This window comes from Bacillota bacterium (genome assembly GCA_012727955.1).
Classification (GTDB): domain Bacteria; phylum Bacillota; class Limnochordia; order DTU087; family JAAYGB01; genus JAAYGB01.
This window is the reverse complement of sequence record JAAYGB010000008.1, coordinates 58,149-73,457: the sequence shown is the minus strand read 5'-3', so window position 1 is coordinate 73,457 and position 15,309 is coordinate 58,149. Positions and strand designations below refer to the sequence as shown.

18 protein-coding genes are annotated in these 15,309 nt (G+C 53.6%); all 18 read left to right on the top strand.

Features of this window, described 5'->3' with window-relative positions; all coding sequences use genetic code 11:
• Positions 1 to 13: 13 nt before the first annotated feature.
• The 18 genes from lepB (at position 14) to fliF (ending at position 15,296) form a co-directional block, all read left to right on the top strand.
• Entirely contained in the window at positions 14 to 574 is a 561-nt protein-coding gene (lepB, locus tag GX030_02370; GenBank protein NLV91225.1) for a signal peptidase I, read from the top strand.
• A 93-nt stretch (positions 575 to 667) separates the two neighbouring features.
• A complete protein-coding gene (gene ylqF / locus GX030_02365) occupies positions 668 to 1,486 on the top strand; it encodes a ribosome biogenesis GTPase YlqF (protein NLV91224.1) in 819 nt (272 codons plus the stop codon).
• Positions 1,487 to 1,627: 141 nt separating this feature from the next.
• A complete protein-coding gene (locus GX030_02360; protein NLV91223.1) occupies positions 1,628 to 2,308 on the top strand; it encodes a ribonuclease HII in 681 nt (226 codons plus the stop codon).
• Positions 2,309 to 2,321: 13 nt separating this feature from the next.
• Positions 2,322 to 3,380 (top strand): HD-GYP domain-containing protein, encoded by a 1,059-nt coding sequence (locus GX030_02355; protein ID NLV91222.1) that lies wholly within the window; start codon positions 2,322 to 2,324, stop codon positions 3,378 to 3,380.
• Positions 3,381 to 3,639: 259 nt separating this feature from the next.
• Positions 3,640 to 5,001 carry a uroporphyrinogen decarboxylase gene (locus GX030_02350; GenBank protein ID NLV91221.1) on the top strand — a complete coding sequence of 454 codons (1,362 nt, stop codon included), beginning with the start codon at positions 3,640 to 3,642 and terminating at the stop codon, positions 4,999 to 5,001.
• A 19-nt stretch (positions 5,002 to 5,020) separates the two neighbouring features.
• A complete protein-coding gene (locus GX030_02345) occupies positions 5,021 to 5,965 on the top strand; it encodes a hypothetical protein (protein ID NLV91220.1) in 945 nt (314 codons plus the stop codon).
• Positions 5,966 to 6,326: 361 nt separating this feature from the next.
• Complete coding sequence (locus GX030_02340) at positions 6,327 to 6,569, top strand: hypothetical protein (protein ID NLV91219.1); 243 nt, start codon at positions 6,327 to 6,329, stop codon at positions 6,567 to 6,569.
• Positions 6,556 to 6,906, top strand: coding sequence for a hypothetical protein (locus GX030_02335; GenBank protein ID NLV91218.1), 351 nt, complete (start codon positions 6,556 to 6,558; stop codon positions 6,904 to 6,906). Before GX030_02340 ends, GX030_02335 begins: the two co-directional genes overlap by 14 nt.
• Positions 6,827 to 7,297 carry a hypothetical protein gene (locus GX030_02330; GenBank protein ID NLV91217.1) on the top strand — a complete coding sequence of 157 codons (471 nt, stop codon included), beginning with the start codon at positions 6,827 to 6,829 and terminating at the stop codon, positions 7,295 to 7,297. Before GX030_02335 ends, GX030_02330 begins: the two co-directional genes overlap by 80 nt.
• Positions 7,298 to 7,336: 39 nt before the next feature.
• Positions 7,337 to 7,495, top strand: a complete 159-nt coding sequence (locus GX030_02325; protein ID NLV91216.1) for a hypothetical protein — start codon at positions 7,337 to 7,339, stop codon at positions 7,493 to 7,495.
• Positions 7,496 to 7,557: 62 nt separating this feature from the next.
• Positions 7,558 to 8,031: a DUF494 domain-containing protein gene (locus GX030_02320; protein ID NLV91215.1), complete on the top strand. Its 474-nt coding sequence runs from the start codon at positions 7,558 to 7,560 to the stop codon at positions 8,029 to 8,031.
• Between the two features lie 29 nt (positions 8,032 to 8,060).
• Entirely contained in the window at positions 8,061 to 10,193 is a 2,133-nt protein-coding gene (gene topA / locus GX030_02315) for a type I DNA topoisomerase (protein NLV91214.1), read from the top strand.
• Between the two features lie 79 nt (positions 10,194 to 10,272).
• Positions 10,273 to 10,818 (top strand): ATP-dependent protease subunit HslV, encoded by a 546-nt coding sequence (hslV, locus tag GX030_02310; protein ID NLV91213.1) that lies wholly within the window; start codon positions 10,273 to 10,275, stop codon positions 10,816 to 10,818.
• 16 nt (positions 10,819 to 10,834) lie between these two features.
• Entirely contained in the window at positions 10,835 to 12,229 is a 1,395-nt protein-coding gene (gene hslU, locus GX030_02305; protein ID NLV91212.1) for an ATP-dependent protease ATPase subunit HslU, read from the top strand.
• A 327-nt stretch (positions 12,230 to 12,556) separates the two neighbouring features.
• Complete coding sequence (gene flgB / locus GX030_02300) at positions 12,557 to 12,931, top strand: flagellar basal body rod protein FlgB (protein ID NLV91211.1); 375 nt, start codon at positions 12,557 to 12,559, stop codon at positions 12,929 to 12,931.
• Between the two features lie 3 nt (positions 12,932 to 12,934).
• A complete protein-coding gene (flgC, locus tag GX030_02295) occupies positions 12,935 to 13,357 on the top strand; it encodes a flagellar basal body rod protein FlgC (GenBank protein ID NLV91210.1) in 423 nt (140 codons plus the stop codon).
• A gap of 46 nt (positions 13,358 to 13,403) precedes the next feature.
• Positions 13,404 to 13,712, top strand: coding sequence for a flagellar hook-basal body complex protein FliE (fliE, locus tag GX030_02290; protein ID NLV91209.1), 309 nt, complete (start codon positions 13,404 to 13,406; stop codon positions 13,710 to 13,712).
• A 33-nt stretch (positions 13,713 to 13,745) separates the two neighbouring features.
• Complete coding sequence (gene fliF, locus GX030_02285; protein ID NLV91208.1) at positions 13,746 to 15,296, top strand: flagellar M-ring protein FliF; 1,551 nt, start codon at positions 13,746 to 13,748, stop codon at positions 15,294 to 15,296.
• Positions 15,297 to 15,309: the final 13 nt, after the last annotated feature.

The following is a 15,309-nucleotide window of genomic DNA, read 5'->3' as shown; positions in this document are numbered from 1 at the left end:
GGGAGGTGAATTAGTGGGGGGACTAAAATCCGAAATTCGGGAGTATGTTGAAGCCTTAGTGATTGCCGTTGTTCTCGCGTTATTCATCATCACTTTTATCGCCCAGTCCTTTTTGGTACAGGGGTCATCGATGGTCCCAACACTGCATGATGGTGAACGACTTCTGGTCGATAAGTTGACTTGGCGATTTCGGGAGCCAAAGCGGGGGGAAATCGTGGTATTTAGGTACCCCAGCGATCCCAGACGCAAGTTTATCAAACGGATTATTGGCGTTCCGGGAGATCAGGTCCTCATCAAACAGGGATACGTCTATGTCAATGGGGAACGGCTAGAGGAAACCTACATTAACGGACCAACCTTTGGTGCCATCTACCGTGACACGATGCCGGTACAAATCCCTGAGGGACACTATTATGTCTTAGGTGACAATCGCACCAATAGCGATGACAGCCGGTTTGATGATGTGGGATTGGTTCCGCGGGAATTATTAGTGGGTCGTGCTTTGCTGCGATATTGGCCCTTAGCGGAAATTGGAATTCTACAGATTCCCCGGGTGCTCACGGAGCTGGAGTAGGTTTATTTCAGTTATTTCTAGCTGTTTGGCACAAGAATATCGGATATAGGGTGACGACAATTGACGACATTGATTCAATGGTATCCCGGGCATATGGCTAAGACCAAGAGGATAATTTCAGAACAACTGAAGGTGGTAGATGTTGTCGTAGAGGTCGTAGATGCCCGCATTCCCTACAGCAGTCGCAATCCCGATTTACCAGGGTTGATCGGCGAAAAGACCCTGGTCTTGGCGATGACCAAAATCGATTTGGCCGATCCGCGCATTACTCAGGAGTGGCTCGATCATTGGCGCCGGGAAGGTCAGGATGTTGTTGCCCTTAACCTCACTAGTGGCCAAGGGGCGAGACCCCTGCGGGCTCTACTGGAAAGGATTGCCGATGGGGTAGCCAACCGGATGAGACAGAGGGGGCGGCAACCTCGGCCCCTACGGATTCTGGTAGCGGGAGTTCCTAACGTCGGCAAGTCATCGTTGATCAACCGCTTAGCAGGCAAGGCGAAGGCGAGGGTAGGCGCCAAGGCCGGTGTTACCCGGGGTAAGCAGTGGGTTCGTGTTGGCAATAAAATGCTGATCTTGGACACCCCTGGGATCCTATGGCCTAAGTTCGAGGATCCACAGGTGGCCTTTGGGCTAGCGGTGACGGGAGCCGTTAGCGATGAGGTCTTTGACTGGCAACAAGTGACGGTGAGGCTGGTTGAATACCTCTGCGAGGCCTACCCTGAGACTCTCCCCACCTACTACAAGCTGAAGGAAGAATTGCCACCGACAGCCGTGGAAGTAATCGAAGCAATTGGGAGAAGACGGGGATTATTGATGTCGGGGGGCCGGGTCGATTTTGAAAAGGCCGCTCGACTGATCCTGCAGGATTTTCGCAGCGGCAAGCTGGGTCCAATGAGCTTAGACCAACCCTAGGGCCTTAACCAAACTCAATATGCTCTTGATTTGTGTAGAGGGCGTCCTGTTGAAAACAGGGTGCCTTTTTTTGGTTTTAAGGAGGATACCTAGCATTATGTGAGAAAGTTTACTATTTGGTATAGAAAGGAGTTGCGGTGTTTGGGGAGGAACTCAGCAGAACAATTTACACTCCAGCACCGTCGGTTGTACCGCTATCAGAACTGGTTGCTTAACAGGGCTGGCGTTAGCTGTGTAGTTGGAGTCGACGAAGCTGGGCGAGGGCCCTTGGCTGGTCCGGTAGTGGCCGCGGCGGTGGTTCTATCGCCGGATCGTCCCATTGTGGGCCTGCGGGACTCGAAGCAACTTACCCATCAAAGGCGGCAGCAATTGGCTGCGGAAATCAAGGAGCTGGCTTTGGCCTGGTCCTTGGGGGAAGCTACGGCTGGGGAGATCGATCGAGTGAATATTCTTCAGGCAACCTTCCTGGCGATGCGCCGGGCCTTGGCGGGATTGTCGGTGCCGACCAACGCAGCCACAGAAGGTCTGGTGCTTGTTGACGGCAGGATGGTTATTCCTGGAATCAACTGGCGGCAAAGAAGTGTGGTTAAGGGTGATGCTCGGGTAGCTGCGATTTCTGCCGCTTCCATCTTGGCCAAGGTGCATAGGGATAACTACATGTGTGAAGTGGCCCGTAGGTATCCTGGCTATGGGTTTGAGCGCAACAAGGGGTATGGCACCAAAGAGCATTTGGCTGCTTTGGACAATTTGGGGCCGACACCGGAACATCGGCGTAGCTTCGCTCCGGTGGATAGGGTTCAGTTACAGTTATTCGAAACGTAGGAGGATATGGTAATTGCACATAGTAAGGGTGGACAAACTGAAGCCTGGGATGCGGCTGGCTCGACCGGTGTTCAGTCCCGACGGGGGATTGCTCTTGGCCACGGGAGTTGTGCTTCAGGAATCATATATCCGTAGGTTAGCTCAACTTGGATACTTGGCAGTTTATATCGGAGATCCGGAAGAAAGTTATGAAGGTGAAGTCCTAGCACCGGAGATTCAGGCCAAGGCGACTGCTGCCGTTGCCAAAGCCTTTTCGGCAGCTCGCCTTGGGGCAACCATCGATTTTGGTCAGCTCAAGGACGTGGCCGCGGCCATAGTTGAGGAAGTGGTGAAAAACCGCGATATAGTGCCGGGTTTGGGTAGCATCATGTCCTTTGACAGCTATACCTTCTCCCATAGTGTCAATGTTTGTGTGATGTCTGTCAGCGTCGGGTTGGCGATGGGGCTTAATATTCCCATGGCCAATGAACTTGCCATGGGCGCATTGCTGCATGATATTGGCAAGGTCCTGGTGGGACCGGACATTATTCAAAGCCCTACGGGATTGACCGCTGCGGAATGGGAAGAGGTAAAGCGCCATCCCGAGTACGGATTTGACCTGTTGCGAAGAAACCATCAGGTAAGTGCCCGAGTAGCCCACGTGGCTTACCAACACCATGAGCGGATCAAGGGACAGGGGTATCCCCGGAAACTGCGGGGAGATGAGATCCATTTGTTCGCCCGGATCGTGGCGGTGACAGATTCCTATGACGCAATGACGGCTGATCGGGTGTATCGGAGTGGGAGGCAACCCTTTGATGCGCTGCAGGTAATTCGCAGTTTGAAGGGGATCGAGTACGATCCTGAAGTAGTGGACGCCCTGTTGGCCAGTACCGTGCCCTATCCTCTAGGTGCCATGGTGCAGCTGAGTTCCGGTGAGATTGGAACGGTGGTTGAAGTCTGCACCGAAAACAAGAAACGGCCGGTGGTTCGGCTCCAGTATGCCCCCGATGGCAATCAGATCTCTCCGCCCCGGGAAATTGATCTGCGGCGAGAGCCTCGCCTGGAGATTTTAGGGCTGGTAATTGCCTAGTGAAGGAGAAGAGATGGCAGGCCTACCGGTAGGGAAGGCGCGGCTAGAACTTAGCCAAGGATCATTTGCTTAGGCAGGGATATCAGTCTTGGAGCAGAACCTACGGACCCAGGTCGGGGAGATTGATATCATCGCCCTTCAAAGGTAGTGACTGGTACCTGTTGAAGTGTTTGGAGAAAAGGCAGAGATTCGCCGTCTGGAAGGAGCTTTCCACGGTGACGAAGGATAGCCCTGCCGCTATATAGGGGAGGGAAGGGAATTGAATGGTAAGGAATTAGTTTTGGCGGCCTTGGAGGCAAGACCGACACCTAGAGTTCCCTGGGTGCCCTTTACCGGGGTGCAAATCGGAAGTTTGCGGGGATATACGGCTACTGAACTGTTACTGAGCTCTGACAAATTAGTTGAATGTGGAATAGAAGCCAAGAGGCTGTATCGTACCGATGGGCAACCGGTGATCTTTGATCTGCAAATTGAAGCGGAGATTCTGGGGTGTGAGCTGCAGTGGGCCGATGAGGCTCCACCCAGTGTGATCTCTCATCCTCTGGCTTCAGGGTACGAGCCCCTTGAGAACCTGGCCATGCCCACTCCCGAGGATGGTCGCTTGCCTATCGTTCTCGATGCAATGGCGAGACTAAAGGAGGCAATTGGCGAGGATACGGCTCTATATGGATTGGTCTGTGGGCCCTTTACCTTGGCGATGCACCTGCGGGGGACTAATCTCTTCCTGGACATGTTTGACAGTCCAGACCAGGTTAAGGAACTAATCGCGAAATGTCGAGAGGTCACCCAAACCGTTGCCGCCTATTACGTAGATGCGGGAATGGACGTCATTGCCGTCGTCGACCCGATGATTTCCCAGATCTCTGCTGAGCATTTTGCCGAGTTCGTCAAGACTGAGAGCCGCATTCTCTTTCAGGCTTTGCGGGAACTAGGGGTACATTCTTGTTACTTTGTTTGCGGCAACGCCACTCCCCTTCTGGCTGAGATGGCCCAGTGCGGTCCCGATGGGATATCGGTGGATGAGAACGTTCCCTTGGCAGAGGCTCGGAAGGTGGCCAGGGAATACGGAATTTCCTTTGGCGGAAACATTCCCTTGACAACGGTGCTGCTGTTGGGGCAACCAGTGGACTGCATAGGTATGGCCTTGGAATTGATCGAAAACCACAACGATACTGGGTTTATTCTGTCCCCGGGATGCGACATGCCCTACAACGCTCCTGCCGACAATGTCGCTGCCATTAGCCTGGCTGTCTTGGAGCCGGAGAAGGCTCGACAGTTCGTGGATATGCATGAAAAGCGGGAGGAAGTTGAAGTAGAGGTTGCTATGCCGGATTACGAAAACTTAACCCATCCCTTGATTGAAGTATTTACCATCGATTCTGCTACCTGCCCACCCTGTAAGTACATGGTCGATGCCACCCAGCGGGTGGCGGAGCACATCGCGGGGCCTGTGGACTGGGTAGAGCACAAGGCTACAAGTCCTGAGTCCATTCAGCGGATGAAGCTGTTGGGGGTAGCTAATTTGCCGACGATTGTAGTCAACGGCAAAATTACCTTTGTGTCGGTGATACCGGACTTGCCCACCTATGTCAAGGCCGTGAGGGCAGCCCAAGGGCAGTAGCGGCAGGGAGGGGCCGAGGATGGACAGAGGCAGCAGAATCCCCACCTATTTAGTCACCGGGTTCCTGGGCGCCGGAAAAACCACTTGGTTAAATCAGCTGATCAGACAGCTGACAGGACTGGAACAGACCTTGGCGGTGCTGATGAACGAGTTTGGCGCTACCGGTGTTGACGGAGCCTTAGTCGAGGGATATGGTCATCTCAGTGAGTTGAACAAGGGTTCCATTTTTTGCATTTGTGTCAGAGATGATTTTCTCGCGGAGATGGAGAGGGTGGCCAAGGATGTCAAACCCGACGTGATGGTAATCGAGGCCACAGGAATCGCTGATCCTCTGGAGTTAAGCTCCTTCATCGACGCGGTCCAGCTGCGGGACTACTATGAGTTAGTCAGCACCACAGCCATTGTGGACCCTTTGACCTTTCCTAAGTTGGTTGATGTTGTTCGGGCTGTGCCCCGCCAGGTACAAGCCGCTGATTTCATTGTCCTCAACAAAAGCGATACCGTGGATGCCAAGTACCTGGATCAGGTGCGGCAGTTGTTGCAAAGCATTAATCCTGCGGCGGACATTTTTACAACCAGTTTTGGTCGTCTGGGCTCGACCACGTGGCAGGAAATTATCGCCGGTCGGCAGCGCTTTGTACCGACTGAAACCGATGAACCTACTGAGTTTGCGAGGGACCCGATGCTGTCCCAGCGCATAGCCGTCGGTCCCTTTGCCGATACCTCGGCTGTGGCTGAGTTTGTCCGAAGGTTTCCCGCCAAGGTCCTGCGGGCCAAGGGATTCATCGAAGTTGACGATGAACCCAAGTTGCTGCAGTACGTGGCCGGTCAGTGGTCCCTCAGTGGCTTTTCCGGTGACAGGGCTAGAATCTCCTTGGGAATCTTGGTGGTCATCGGGCATCTGTTGAGCGTCGAAGACTTGACGCAGGCGGGATTCAGCGTGGTCCAGGAACCTGTGGAGTAGGCCCAAGTAAGGGCAGGAATTTCGCAGTTCAAAACGAAGAGTTGACAATGAGACACCAACCAGGGTCTTTTCCTGGGAGGTGTCTTTTTTCGTTTAGAGGGTAGCTAGCTGTGGGCTGTTATGGGGAAGTGGATTACTGGTCATAGTGGGGATCGATACGGCACCGGGGTTGCTGCCTACAGCCATGAGGTCCCGTGGTTACCGGTGGCGAAGTTGCCATCGCTGGGCTTTCCCGTCCAGGGCTAACCCAATCCGTCAAAAGTTGCTTCGGATAGCGAAATACCCCCAGTAGGATGGTTGCAGGATACCGCCATCTGAGATGGTCATCATAAAAGTAGACTTATCTGGGGGGAATCTGACTTTGGAATTTGAAAAGGGTTCAACTCGAATATACCGATGTCCGATCTGTCAAGTTGATACTCCCCATAGTATACGGGGACAGCGGGGAGAAACCTATGCTGTGCTTTGTACCAACTGCGAAGGTGGAGCTTTGGTCAATGAAGATGATTTGCGCTTGTATCAACTACGCTGGGAGGAAGAACTAAGGGAGATTCTCGACAGTTTGGAACGGGAGACAACTGAGGGAGGATATGAGGACATCTGATTATCCCGAAAGGGAACTGAGGTTATCGCTGAGTATGGTGCCGGGCCTGGGCTTCACCCGGCTCACATCCCTAATCAGCTCCTTGGGTCTCTTGGGCAAGGTTCTTAGCTGTACCCAGGAGGAATTAAGACAGGTGTCGGGGACTTGTACCACATTGTACCTCGGCATCGTCGGGCATTTGCAGTCCTTCGACCTAATCGGATATCAGCGGCGGCTGGCAGAGGCCAACATCAAGGCGATTACTGGCGGTTGCGGCAGTGTCCAGTCCGCCGCCTACCCTTTATCACCAGGGCTGTCTAGATTTGTTAAGACAGCCCCTCGTCGCGATTGTCAGTAGCTGCAGGCTACCTCCGATGTCCTCTGACTGGATAGCAGAGTTTAGCGCTGCGCCAGCGGCCCAGTCAGTGGTGGTCATCGGTGGTGTGGCCCTTGGCGTCGACAGCGGCCCCGATTGGGCCATCGTCGGTCGGGACCACGGCGGTGGTAATCTCCAGCGGAGTTCATCGGGTGTATCCCCAGAACCACAGACCACGGCCCGCTGCTCACCGAATATCCTTTGTCAGCCCCCAGAACCGAGCAATTTCCCGGCCTGCAATCCCATTGTGCTGGGCTCAAAGACCACCGGGCTGTCTCATCACCGAACCCGGGGATGCGCTTGCGGCACCGGCACCGATGGCAAATTTCCCGATGGCCGGCGAAGATCGGAGGCGGACAAGGCTATGAGGTGAAGGGCTCAAGCTGCAAAAAATTCCCCTTTGGTCCAGAGGATGTTAAATAGCTGGCCTCATCCTTTGCCCGTGGAGGATCTGCAGCGCTGCACTCAGCTGCCTCTCGATGGCCTGCCGGTGGTCCTGGCAGAATTGGAGCTGCAAGGTATGAATAAGGTGGGTCACGATGGAAAGTGGTACAAGGCCAACAGGAGTTGACTATTTGCAAGTTATACCGCTAAGGGCTATAATTGGTTTCGAAAGCTAAGGGGAGAAGGGATATGAAGAATAGAGTCAGGAAAATCCTGAGCTATGTGGCGGAGCGGGTCCTCACAGCCCCCGTTTCGGCTCAGGATGTTGAGGGAATAGTAAGTGAGCTGATCGAAGACGGTTATTCGCTGCAGGAAATCAATGCAGCTTTTTCCTTAATTTTTTCTCTTCCAGAATTTCTACTGGTTAACCTACCAGAGAGTTTCAGTTCGACCAATGCAATGCGGGTTCTGAGTTGGGCAGAACGAAATAAATTAGAAATAGATGCACAAGGCTATCTTTGGCAGTTGCTCAATAACGACCTACTGACTCCCAGGGAGTTGGAGGATCTGTTACATTCTGTCATGGAACTGGAAACGGATTCAGTCACTGTGGCTGAGTTGATGTGGCTATTCCCCCGCGTTCTTTCAGATCGGATGAAATCATCGTTGTTGACAGGTAGAACGCTATCCAGTCACAAAGATAAAGACGTGCAGATCCATTAGGGCTGCCGTGACCTACGAGGGGTGAAACAGTGCCTAAAGCGTTAGTTATTGTAGAGTCCCCGGCAAAGGCCAAGACCATCAGCAAGTTCTTGGGCCGTGGCTATCAAGTGAAGGCATCGATGGGACACGTCAGGGATCTGCCCCGGAGTCAATTTGGGGTGGATTTGGAAAACGGGTTCAAGCCTAAATACATCACCATTCGGGGGAAAGGGCCCATCCTACAGGAGCTGCGGGATGCGGCGAAAAAGGCCGGAAGGGTCTATCTGGCGACGGACCCCGATAGAGAAGGAGAAGCCATCAGTCGGCATCTGGCCGATGCTCTGAAGCTCGATGCCAATCAGCCTTGCCGGGTGGAGTTCAATGAGATTACTAAGAAGACTGTGCAAGATGCGATTAAACACCCGCGACCGATTAACCAGGACTTAGTCGATGCCCAGCAGGCTCGACGGATTTTAGACCGACTGGTGGGATACAAGCTAAGTCCCCTGCTGTGGAGTAAGGTCAAGCGAGGACTCAGTGCCGGTCGGGTTCAGTCTGTTGCCGTCCGTCTGATCTGTGATCGAGAAAAAGAGATTGAAGCCTTTGAGCAGGAAGAGTATTGGACCGTGGCAGCGGAACTGTACCCCAAGACCGATCCGAAGGGGAAGTTCACCGCACAAGTTACCGGCAAGGATGGCAACAAACTGGAAACCATCGATGAGGAAATGGCCCTGCAGATTGTGACCGACCTTGAGGGAGCAGATTTTGCTGTCAGCAAAGTGGTTCGCAAGGAAAGACTGCGCAATCCGGCGGCCCCCTTTACTACCAGTACCCTGCAACAGGAGGCCTCCCGCCGCCTGGGCTTTAGTGCCTCCAAGACTATGCAGATTGCCCAGCAACTGTACGAAGGTCTCGATGTGGGCGACGAGGGGACTGTGGGACTGATAACATATATTCGTACCGATGCCGTCAGGATCTCCCAAGAGGCACAACAGGAGGCCCGGGAGTATATTGCCGAGGAGTTTGGTCCGGAGTATCGTCCGCAGCAGCCGAGGGAATATCGGACCCGCCGGCGGACCCAGGATGCCCACGAGGCAATCCGGCCCACCTCGGTCTATAGAACTCCCAGCCAGCTCAAGGGATACTTGAAGCGTGACCAACTGCGTTTGTATAGACTGATTTGGGAACGCTTTCTGGCCAGTCAAATGGCCTCGGCAGTGATGGATACCATGCGGGTAGACATTGTTGCCCAACCGGGTACTTCTTCAGGCGCAGGAGGCGGCTGGGAGTATCAGTTGCGGGCAACGGGTTCGAAGATCAAGTTTCCTGGCTTCATGAAATTATATATTGAAGCCAGTGACGATGAAGAGGACACCCCCGGCGAGAAGTTCTTACCGGAGCTGGAAGAGGGTCAGAAACTGGAGTCAACAGCGGTTACACCTTCGCAGCACTTTACGCAACCGCCGGCCCGCTACTCGGAAGCGATGTTAGTCAAGACCCTAGAAGAACTGGGAATAGGACGCCCCAGTACCTATGCCAGTATCATCAGCACGATTCAGAAGCGAGGGTACGCTGAACTGATAGAGAAACGCTTTCATCCAACGGAACTGGGATTCATCGTTACCGATTTGCTGCAGGAGCACTTTGACGAGATTTTGGACACGGAGTTTACCGCCAACCTCGAGGCCCAACTGGATGCGGTGGAGGAGGGAACGATCCGCTGGGACGAAGTGCTGACCCGGTTCTATGGTACCTTTTCCCAGCGACTGGAACAGGCCGCTGAAGAGATGGAGACCGTTGAACTTGAAGAAGAAGTCACCGACGAGATCTGCGAGAACTGTGGTCGTAACATGGTGATTCGACACGGTCGTTTCGGGAAGTTTCTGGCCTGTCCTGGATTTCCTGAGTGTCGAAACACCAAACCCCTGTTGCAGTCCATTGGAGTTAAGTGTCCCAACTGCGGTGGTGACATTGTGGAGCGCCGAAGCCGAAGGGGTCGACGTTTCTTCGGATGCAGCAATTACCCCGACTGCGACTTTGTCAGCTGGGATGAGCCGGTGGGGGAGAAGTGTCCCCAGTGCGACTCGATGCTAGTTTGGAAGCGGCGAAGGACCAAACCCGACCAAATTAGCTGTTCCAACAAGGAGTGCGGTTACCAGAGAACGGTAGAGTCCGATGAATAGCTCTAGTTCCCTTGAGTCGGATGGCAGTACAGGGCTTGAACCGCTGATCCCACAGGATCAAACGAAGGGGAAATGCTAAATGGATATTCAGGCGACGACCATAGTCGCGGTACGAACTCAGGACTCAGTTGCTATTGCCGGCGATGGACAGGTTACTTTGGGCGAACGGACAATAATGAAGCACAGGGCTACCAAAGTGCGCAAACTCTATAACAACCGGGTGCTGGCAGGCTTCGCTGGTTCCGTTGCCGACGCTTTTACTTTGTTCGAGATGTTCGAAGGTAAACTCGAGGAGTATCGGGGCCAGTTGGTCAGGGCCGCAGTGGAGTTGGCAAAGGAGTGGCGTTCAGATCGGGTCTTGCGGCGGCTGGAGGCCATGCTGATTGTGATGGATCGGGAAAGGACCCTAGTTCTTTCCGGTAACGGTGATGTGATTGAGCCCGATGATCAGGTTACAGCGATTGGCTCCGGTGGAATGTACGCCCTGGCAGCGGCCAAGGCCTTAGTGACCCATACTGATCTAAACGCGCCAGAAGTGGCTGTTGAGGCCCTACGGATCGCCTCCTCAATCTGTGTCTTTACCAATGATCAGATTACGGTTTTGACCCTTGACGATGAGTCGTAGGGGGGAGGGTGTGGCAATGGAGGAGTTGACCCCTAGAGAGATTGTAGCTGAACTGGAAAAGTACATCGTTGGCCAGGAAAAGGCTAAGCGGGCAGTGGCCATTGCGATGCGCAATCGATATCGGCGGCGTCGCTTACCTGAAGATCTCCAGGAGGAGGTCTTGCCCAAAAACATTCTCATGATTGGTCCCACTGGCGTGGGTAAGACAGAAATTGCCCGACGCATAGCCAGGCTGGCCAAGGCGCCCTTTATCAAGGTGGAGGCCACCAAGTTCACTGAAGTTGGATACGTTGGCAGGGACGCAGAATCAATGGTCAGAGATCTGGTAGAGGTTTCGCTGCGCCAGGTCAAGGCAGAAAAAATGCTTGAGGTACAAGACAGGGCTAAAGAGATGGCCCAGCAGCGGCTATTAGATATTTTGGCCCCCCTTCCGCAGCGCTCCAAGGGTTTTGGACTACCTAATATCTTTGGGTTTTCCGGTCCCAGGAACCCCGACACCGAGGAGAATTACCAGATCAAACTGGAAGAGGCCCAGGCCAAGCGCAGAGAAGTGGAGCGGGCTTTGAAATTCGGTGAAATGGAAAATGTCGTCATTGAGGTAGAGCTTGAAGACAATAGTGCGCCGATGCTTGAGGTGTTTTCCGGAGCCGGAGTTGAGGAAATGGGGATCAATTTCCAGGATATATTCGGCGAATTTCTCCCCAAGAAGACCCGCAAGCGGAAGACGACGGTAGCTAAGGCTCGCACTTTGCTGGCGCAGGAGGAAGCCGCCAAGCTGCTCAACATGGATGAAGTGACGGCGGAGGCCGTGTCCAGGGCCGAGAACATGGGCATTATCTTTCTCGATGAAATCGATAAAATCGCGGGCCGAGAAGGAAGCTTGGGGCCCGATGTCTCCCGGGAAGGGGTACAGAGGGACATCTTGCCCATTGTGGAAGGCTGCACTGTGAACACCAAGTACGGCCCAGTCAAAACGGATCATATTTTGTTTATCGCAGCGGGAGCTTTTCACGTTTCCAAACCCTCGGACTTGATTCCTGAGCTGCAGGGTCGCTTCCCAATCAGGGTTGAACTGGACACCCTGACAGAGGAGGACTTCCGCCGCATCTTGACGGAACCCAGCAATGCCCTCCTTAGGCAGTATAAAGCCCTGCTGGCCACCGAGGGCATTCAACTTGAGTTCACCGAAGACGGAATCGGTGAAATTGCCCGACTGGCGGTTCTAGTTAATGAGCGTACAGAAAATATTGGGGCCCGCCGCCTGCACACAGTGCTAGAACGGCTCCTAGAGGATGTGTCCTTCCGAGCTGAGGAGTTGATGGGTCAGACAGTGGTGATTGACCGGGACTATGTGGCCCAGAATTTGGCCGATGTGGTCACCGACCGAGATCTAAGCCGCTTTATCCTCTAGATTTTATGCTTTAAGAAGGGATCAGGCACCGTTCCGAGACCATTCGGACCGGTGCTTTTTGATTATCGGGTTATGCGGGACCTTGGTCCCATCGTCGGTTTAGTAAAATAGGACTTGGCGCCTATCTAGTTTAGTAACGTTTGGACGAAAGACGTGCAGGAACTGGGATTAACTTTGAGGAATAGGAAAATATCCTACGAACTTCCAGAGGAATATAAAAAATGTTCGAATATTTTAACCGAAAGCTATAACTTTTGACACGAGGTTAAACAAGGTTTTACCAAAAATATCCAAGTAACGGAGAGTTTCTCGGGAGGCAGTGGATTGATGTTTGAGATTACTTCTGCCCTAGGTAGGGTGCTCGATGCTTTGTCTGTAAGACAGTCGGTGCTTTCCGATAATATCGCTAATGTCAATACACCGGGGTTTAAGCGCAGCGATGTAGATTTTCGAGAGGTGGCCCGGCAAGCCTTCGCTGAATTGGAGAAAACCTCCCCCCATCGAGGACAGCGAGCTTCGCAGGGACCTATTAGGGTGGTTCAAGATCGGACAAGCACCATGCGTAACGACGGAAACAACGTTGATATCGAGCGAGAGATGGTCCTCTTGGAGGAAACGGCTTTGCGTTACAATACCATCGCTGAATATGTATCCCGCCGATTGCGGGACCTTCGTACGGTGATCGATGCAGGGAGGCGGTAACCTATGGGTGTGTTTCTGACTTTGAGTATTAGCGGCTCTGGTTTGACTGCAGAGCGACTACGAATGGATTTAATTGCCGACAACTTGGCCAATGTCAATACCACTCGCACCGAAGACGGCGGGGCCTTTCGCAGGAAAATGGCGGTTTTCGAGCCCAGAAGGGTATCGGGCGCCAAACCGGGACAACAGGCTACTCAGGGAGTTAGGGTGCAGCAAATTGTCACTCAACCAGGGCCCGGAAAAATGGTTTACGATCCCGATCATCCCCATGCCAACGCTGAAGGGTACGTGGAGTATCCCAACATTAACGTGGTTTCGGAGATGGTCGATATGATTTCCGCCACTAGGGCCTATGAGGCTAATATCACAGCGATCAATGCGGCCAAGGCGATGGCTACCAAGGCACTGGAGATCGGGCGGGGCTAGGCTAGGTGCCTAGGAGGATAACGGGAGGAAAAGGAGGCTTCGGGAGATGACCCTTCCCATTAATCTGACAATAACGGAAACAGCTGGGGTTTTCCCTTCTTCTACCAAATCCGATGCGGTGATCGAGAAAGCTGACAGATCATTTTCCCAGATGCTCCGCGAGGCGATTAATGAGGTCAATGAGCTGCAGCACAAGGCGGATGAGGCGATCATGGCCTTTGCCCAAGGTGAGGATATTGAAATTCATTCAGTAATGCTAGCGGTAGAGCATGCCTCCTTAGCGATGAACTATCTTTTGGCTGTGCACACCCGATTGTTACAGGCCTATCAGGATGTCATGCGGATGCAAATATAACAACAGTGGCGCACCAAAAGGGGTTAGTGTACAGTGGGAGAGTTATTTACCAAGACACGGGATCAACTGTTATCAATTTGGAATGGTCTGCCAAGAAGCCGGCGGATCATTATTGCAAGTGTCGGGGTGTTGGTCTTTGTAGCTATCTTGGCCATAGCCCTTCTTGCTGGTCGCAAACAATGGAGACCACTATACAGTCAGCTTCGTCCGGAATACGCCGGAGAAGTGATGTCCTATTTAAGGGACAATGCTATTCCCTATTCCGTAGGAGAAGACGGGGCGACCATTTTCGTGCCCGAGGATCGCCTGCATGAGGTTAGGCTGGATCTGGCCAGTCAGGGATTACCCCGTGGCGGCGTGGTCGGCATGGAACTGTGGGATAGGACGGCGATTGGCGAAACAGAGTTTGACCGCAGGGTTAAGTACATCCGAGCGTTACAGGGAGAGTTGACGAGGACGATTCTCCAGATTGAATCTGTAGCCAGCGCCCGGGTTCATATTGTGCTACCAGAGCACTCCCTGTTCTCTCAATCGGAAAGACCGGCCACGGCTTCCGTCTTGCTGGAAAGAAAACCCGGTGCAGAGATTACCACGGAACAGGTGCGGGCCATTGCCCATCTCATGGCCACCAGTGTCGACGGCCTCGTAGCGGAGAACGTAACTATTGTTGATGAACGGGGGCTGGTGCTCTCGGACGTGTTACATCGACCTGCCAACGCCTTGAGCGGCAGCGAAGGTGTACTCAGCCGCTTTGAGATCGAAAGGGCCTTTGAAAGGGACCTGGAGGTCCGGGTTCAAGCTATGCTGGAAAGGGTATTTGGCTATGGCAACGTTGCCCTGCGGGTCAGTGCCGACCTGAACCTGGATCGGCAAGAAGAGGTCTTCGAGATCTATGAACCGGTGGTCGATGATGCGGGACTGGTGCTTACAGAGCAGGAGTCCCGGGAGTCCTACACCGGTCTGGCCGGTTCTGCCGGTGGTGTTGCCGGGGTGGCCAGCAATGTGCCGGGATACGCGGAGATGGACTTGAGCCAAGTAGGTGAGTACAGTCGACAGGATGCTTCCCGCAGCTATGTGGTGAATCGCAAGAGCGCGCAGGTAGTGCGGGCTCCAGGGCAAGTAGAGCGATTAACGGTGGCAGTTTGGCTGAACAGTGATCTTCCGCCGGCGCGACTGGCGATGGTGGAGCAGATGGTGGCAGCGGCGGTAGGGTTGCAGCCGGAACGGGGTGACACCGTTACCGTTGACGTGATGGAATTCGATCCATCGCCGATGATGGCGATGGCCGGTGATTTGGTGGCAACGCCTGATTATGTCCTGCTTTCCCATTGGATTTGGTACGTTGCTGCTGCTGTCTTGTTGCTGTTGCTGTGGATGGGATGGCGGAGAAGAAGACGAGCCCTGGCGCCCGGTGGGGATACACCGGTAGTCGATGTTGTCGTTGACGATAACTTGGAGGATGAATTGGCGGTGCCGCGGCTAGAGCGACAGCCTCACAAGTCCCTTGAGGCCATTCTCGAGATTGCCAACGAGGAACCCGACGTTGTCGCGGCTTTGCTCCGGGCTTGGATGGATGAGGAGTAGGGGAGAGGTACCG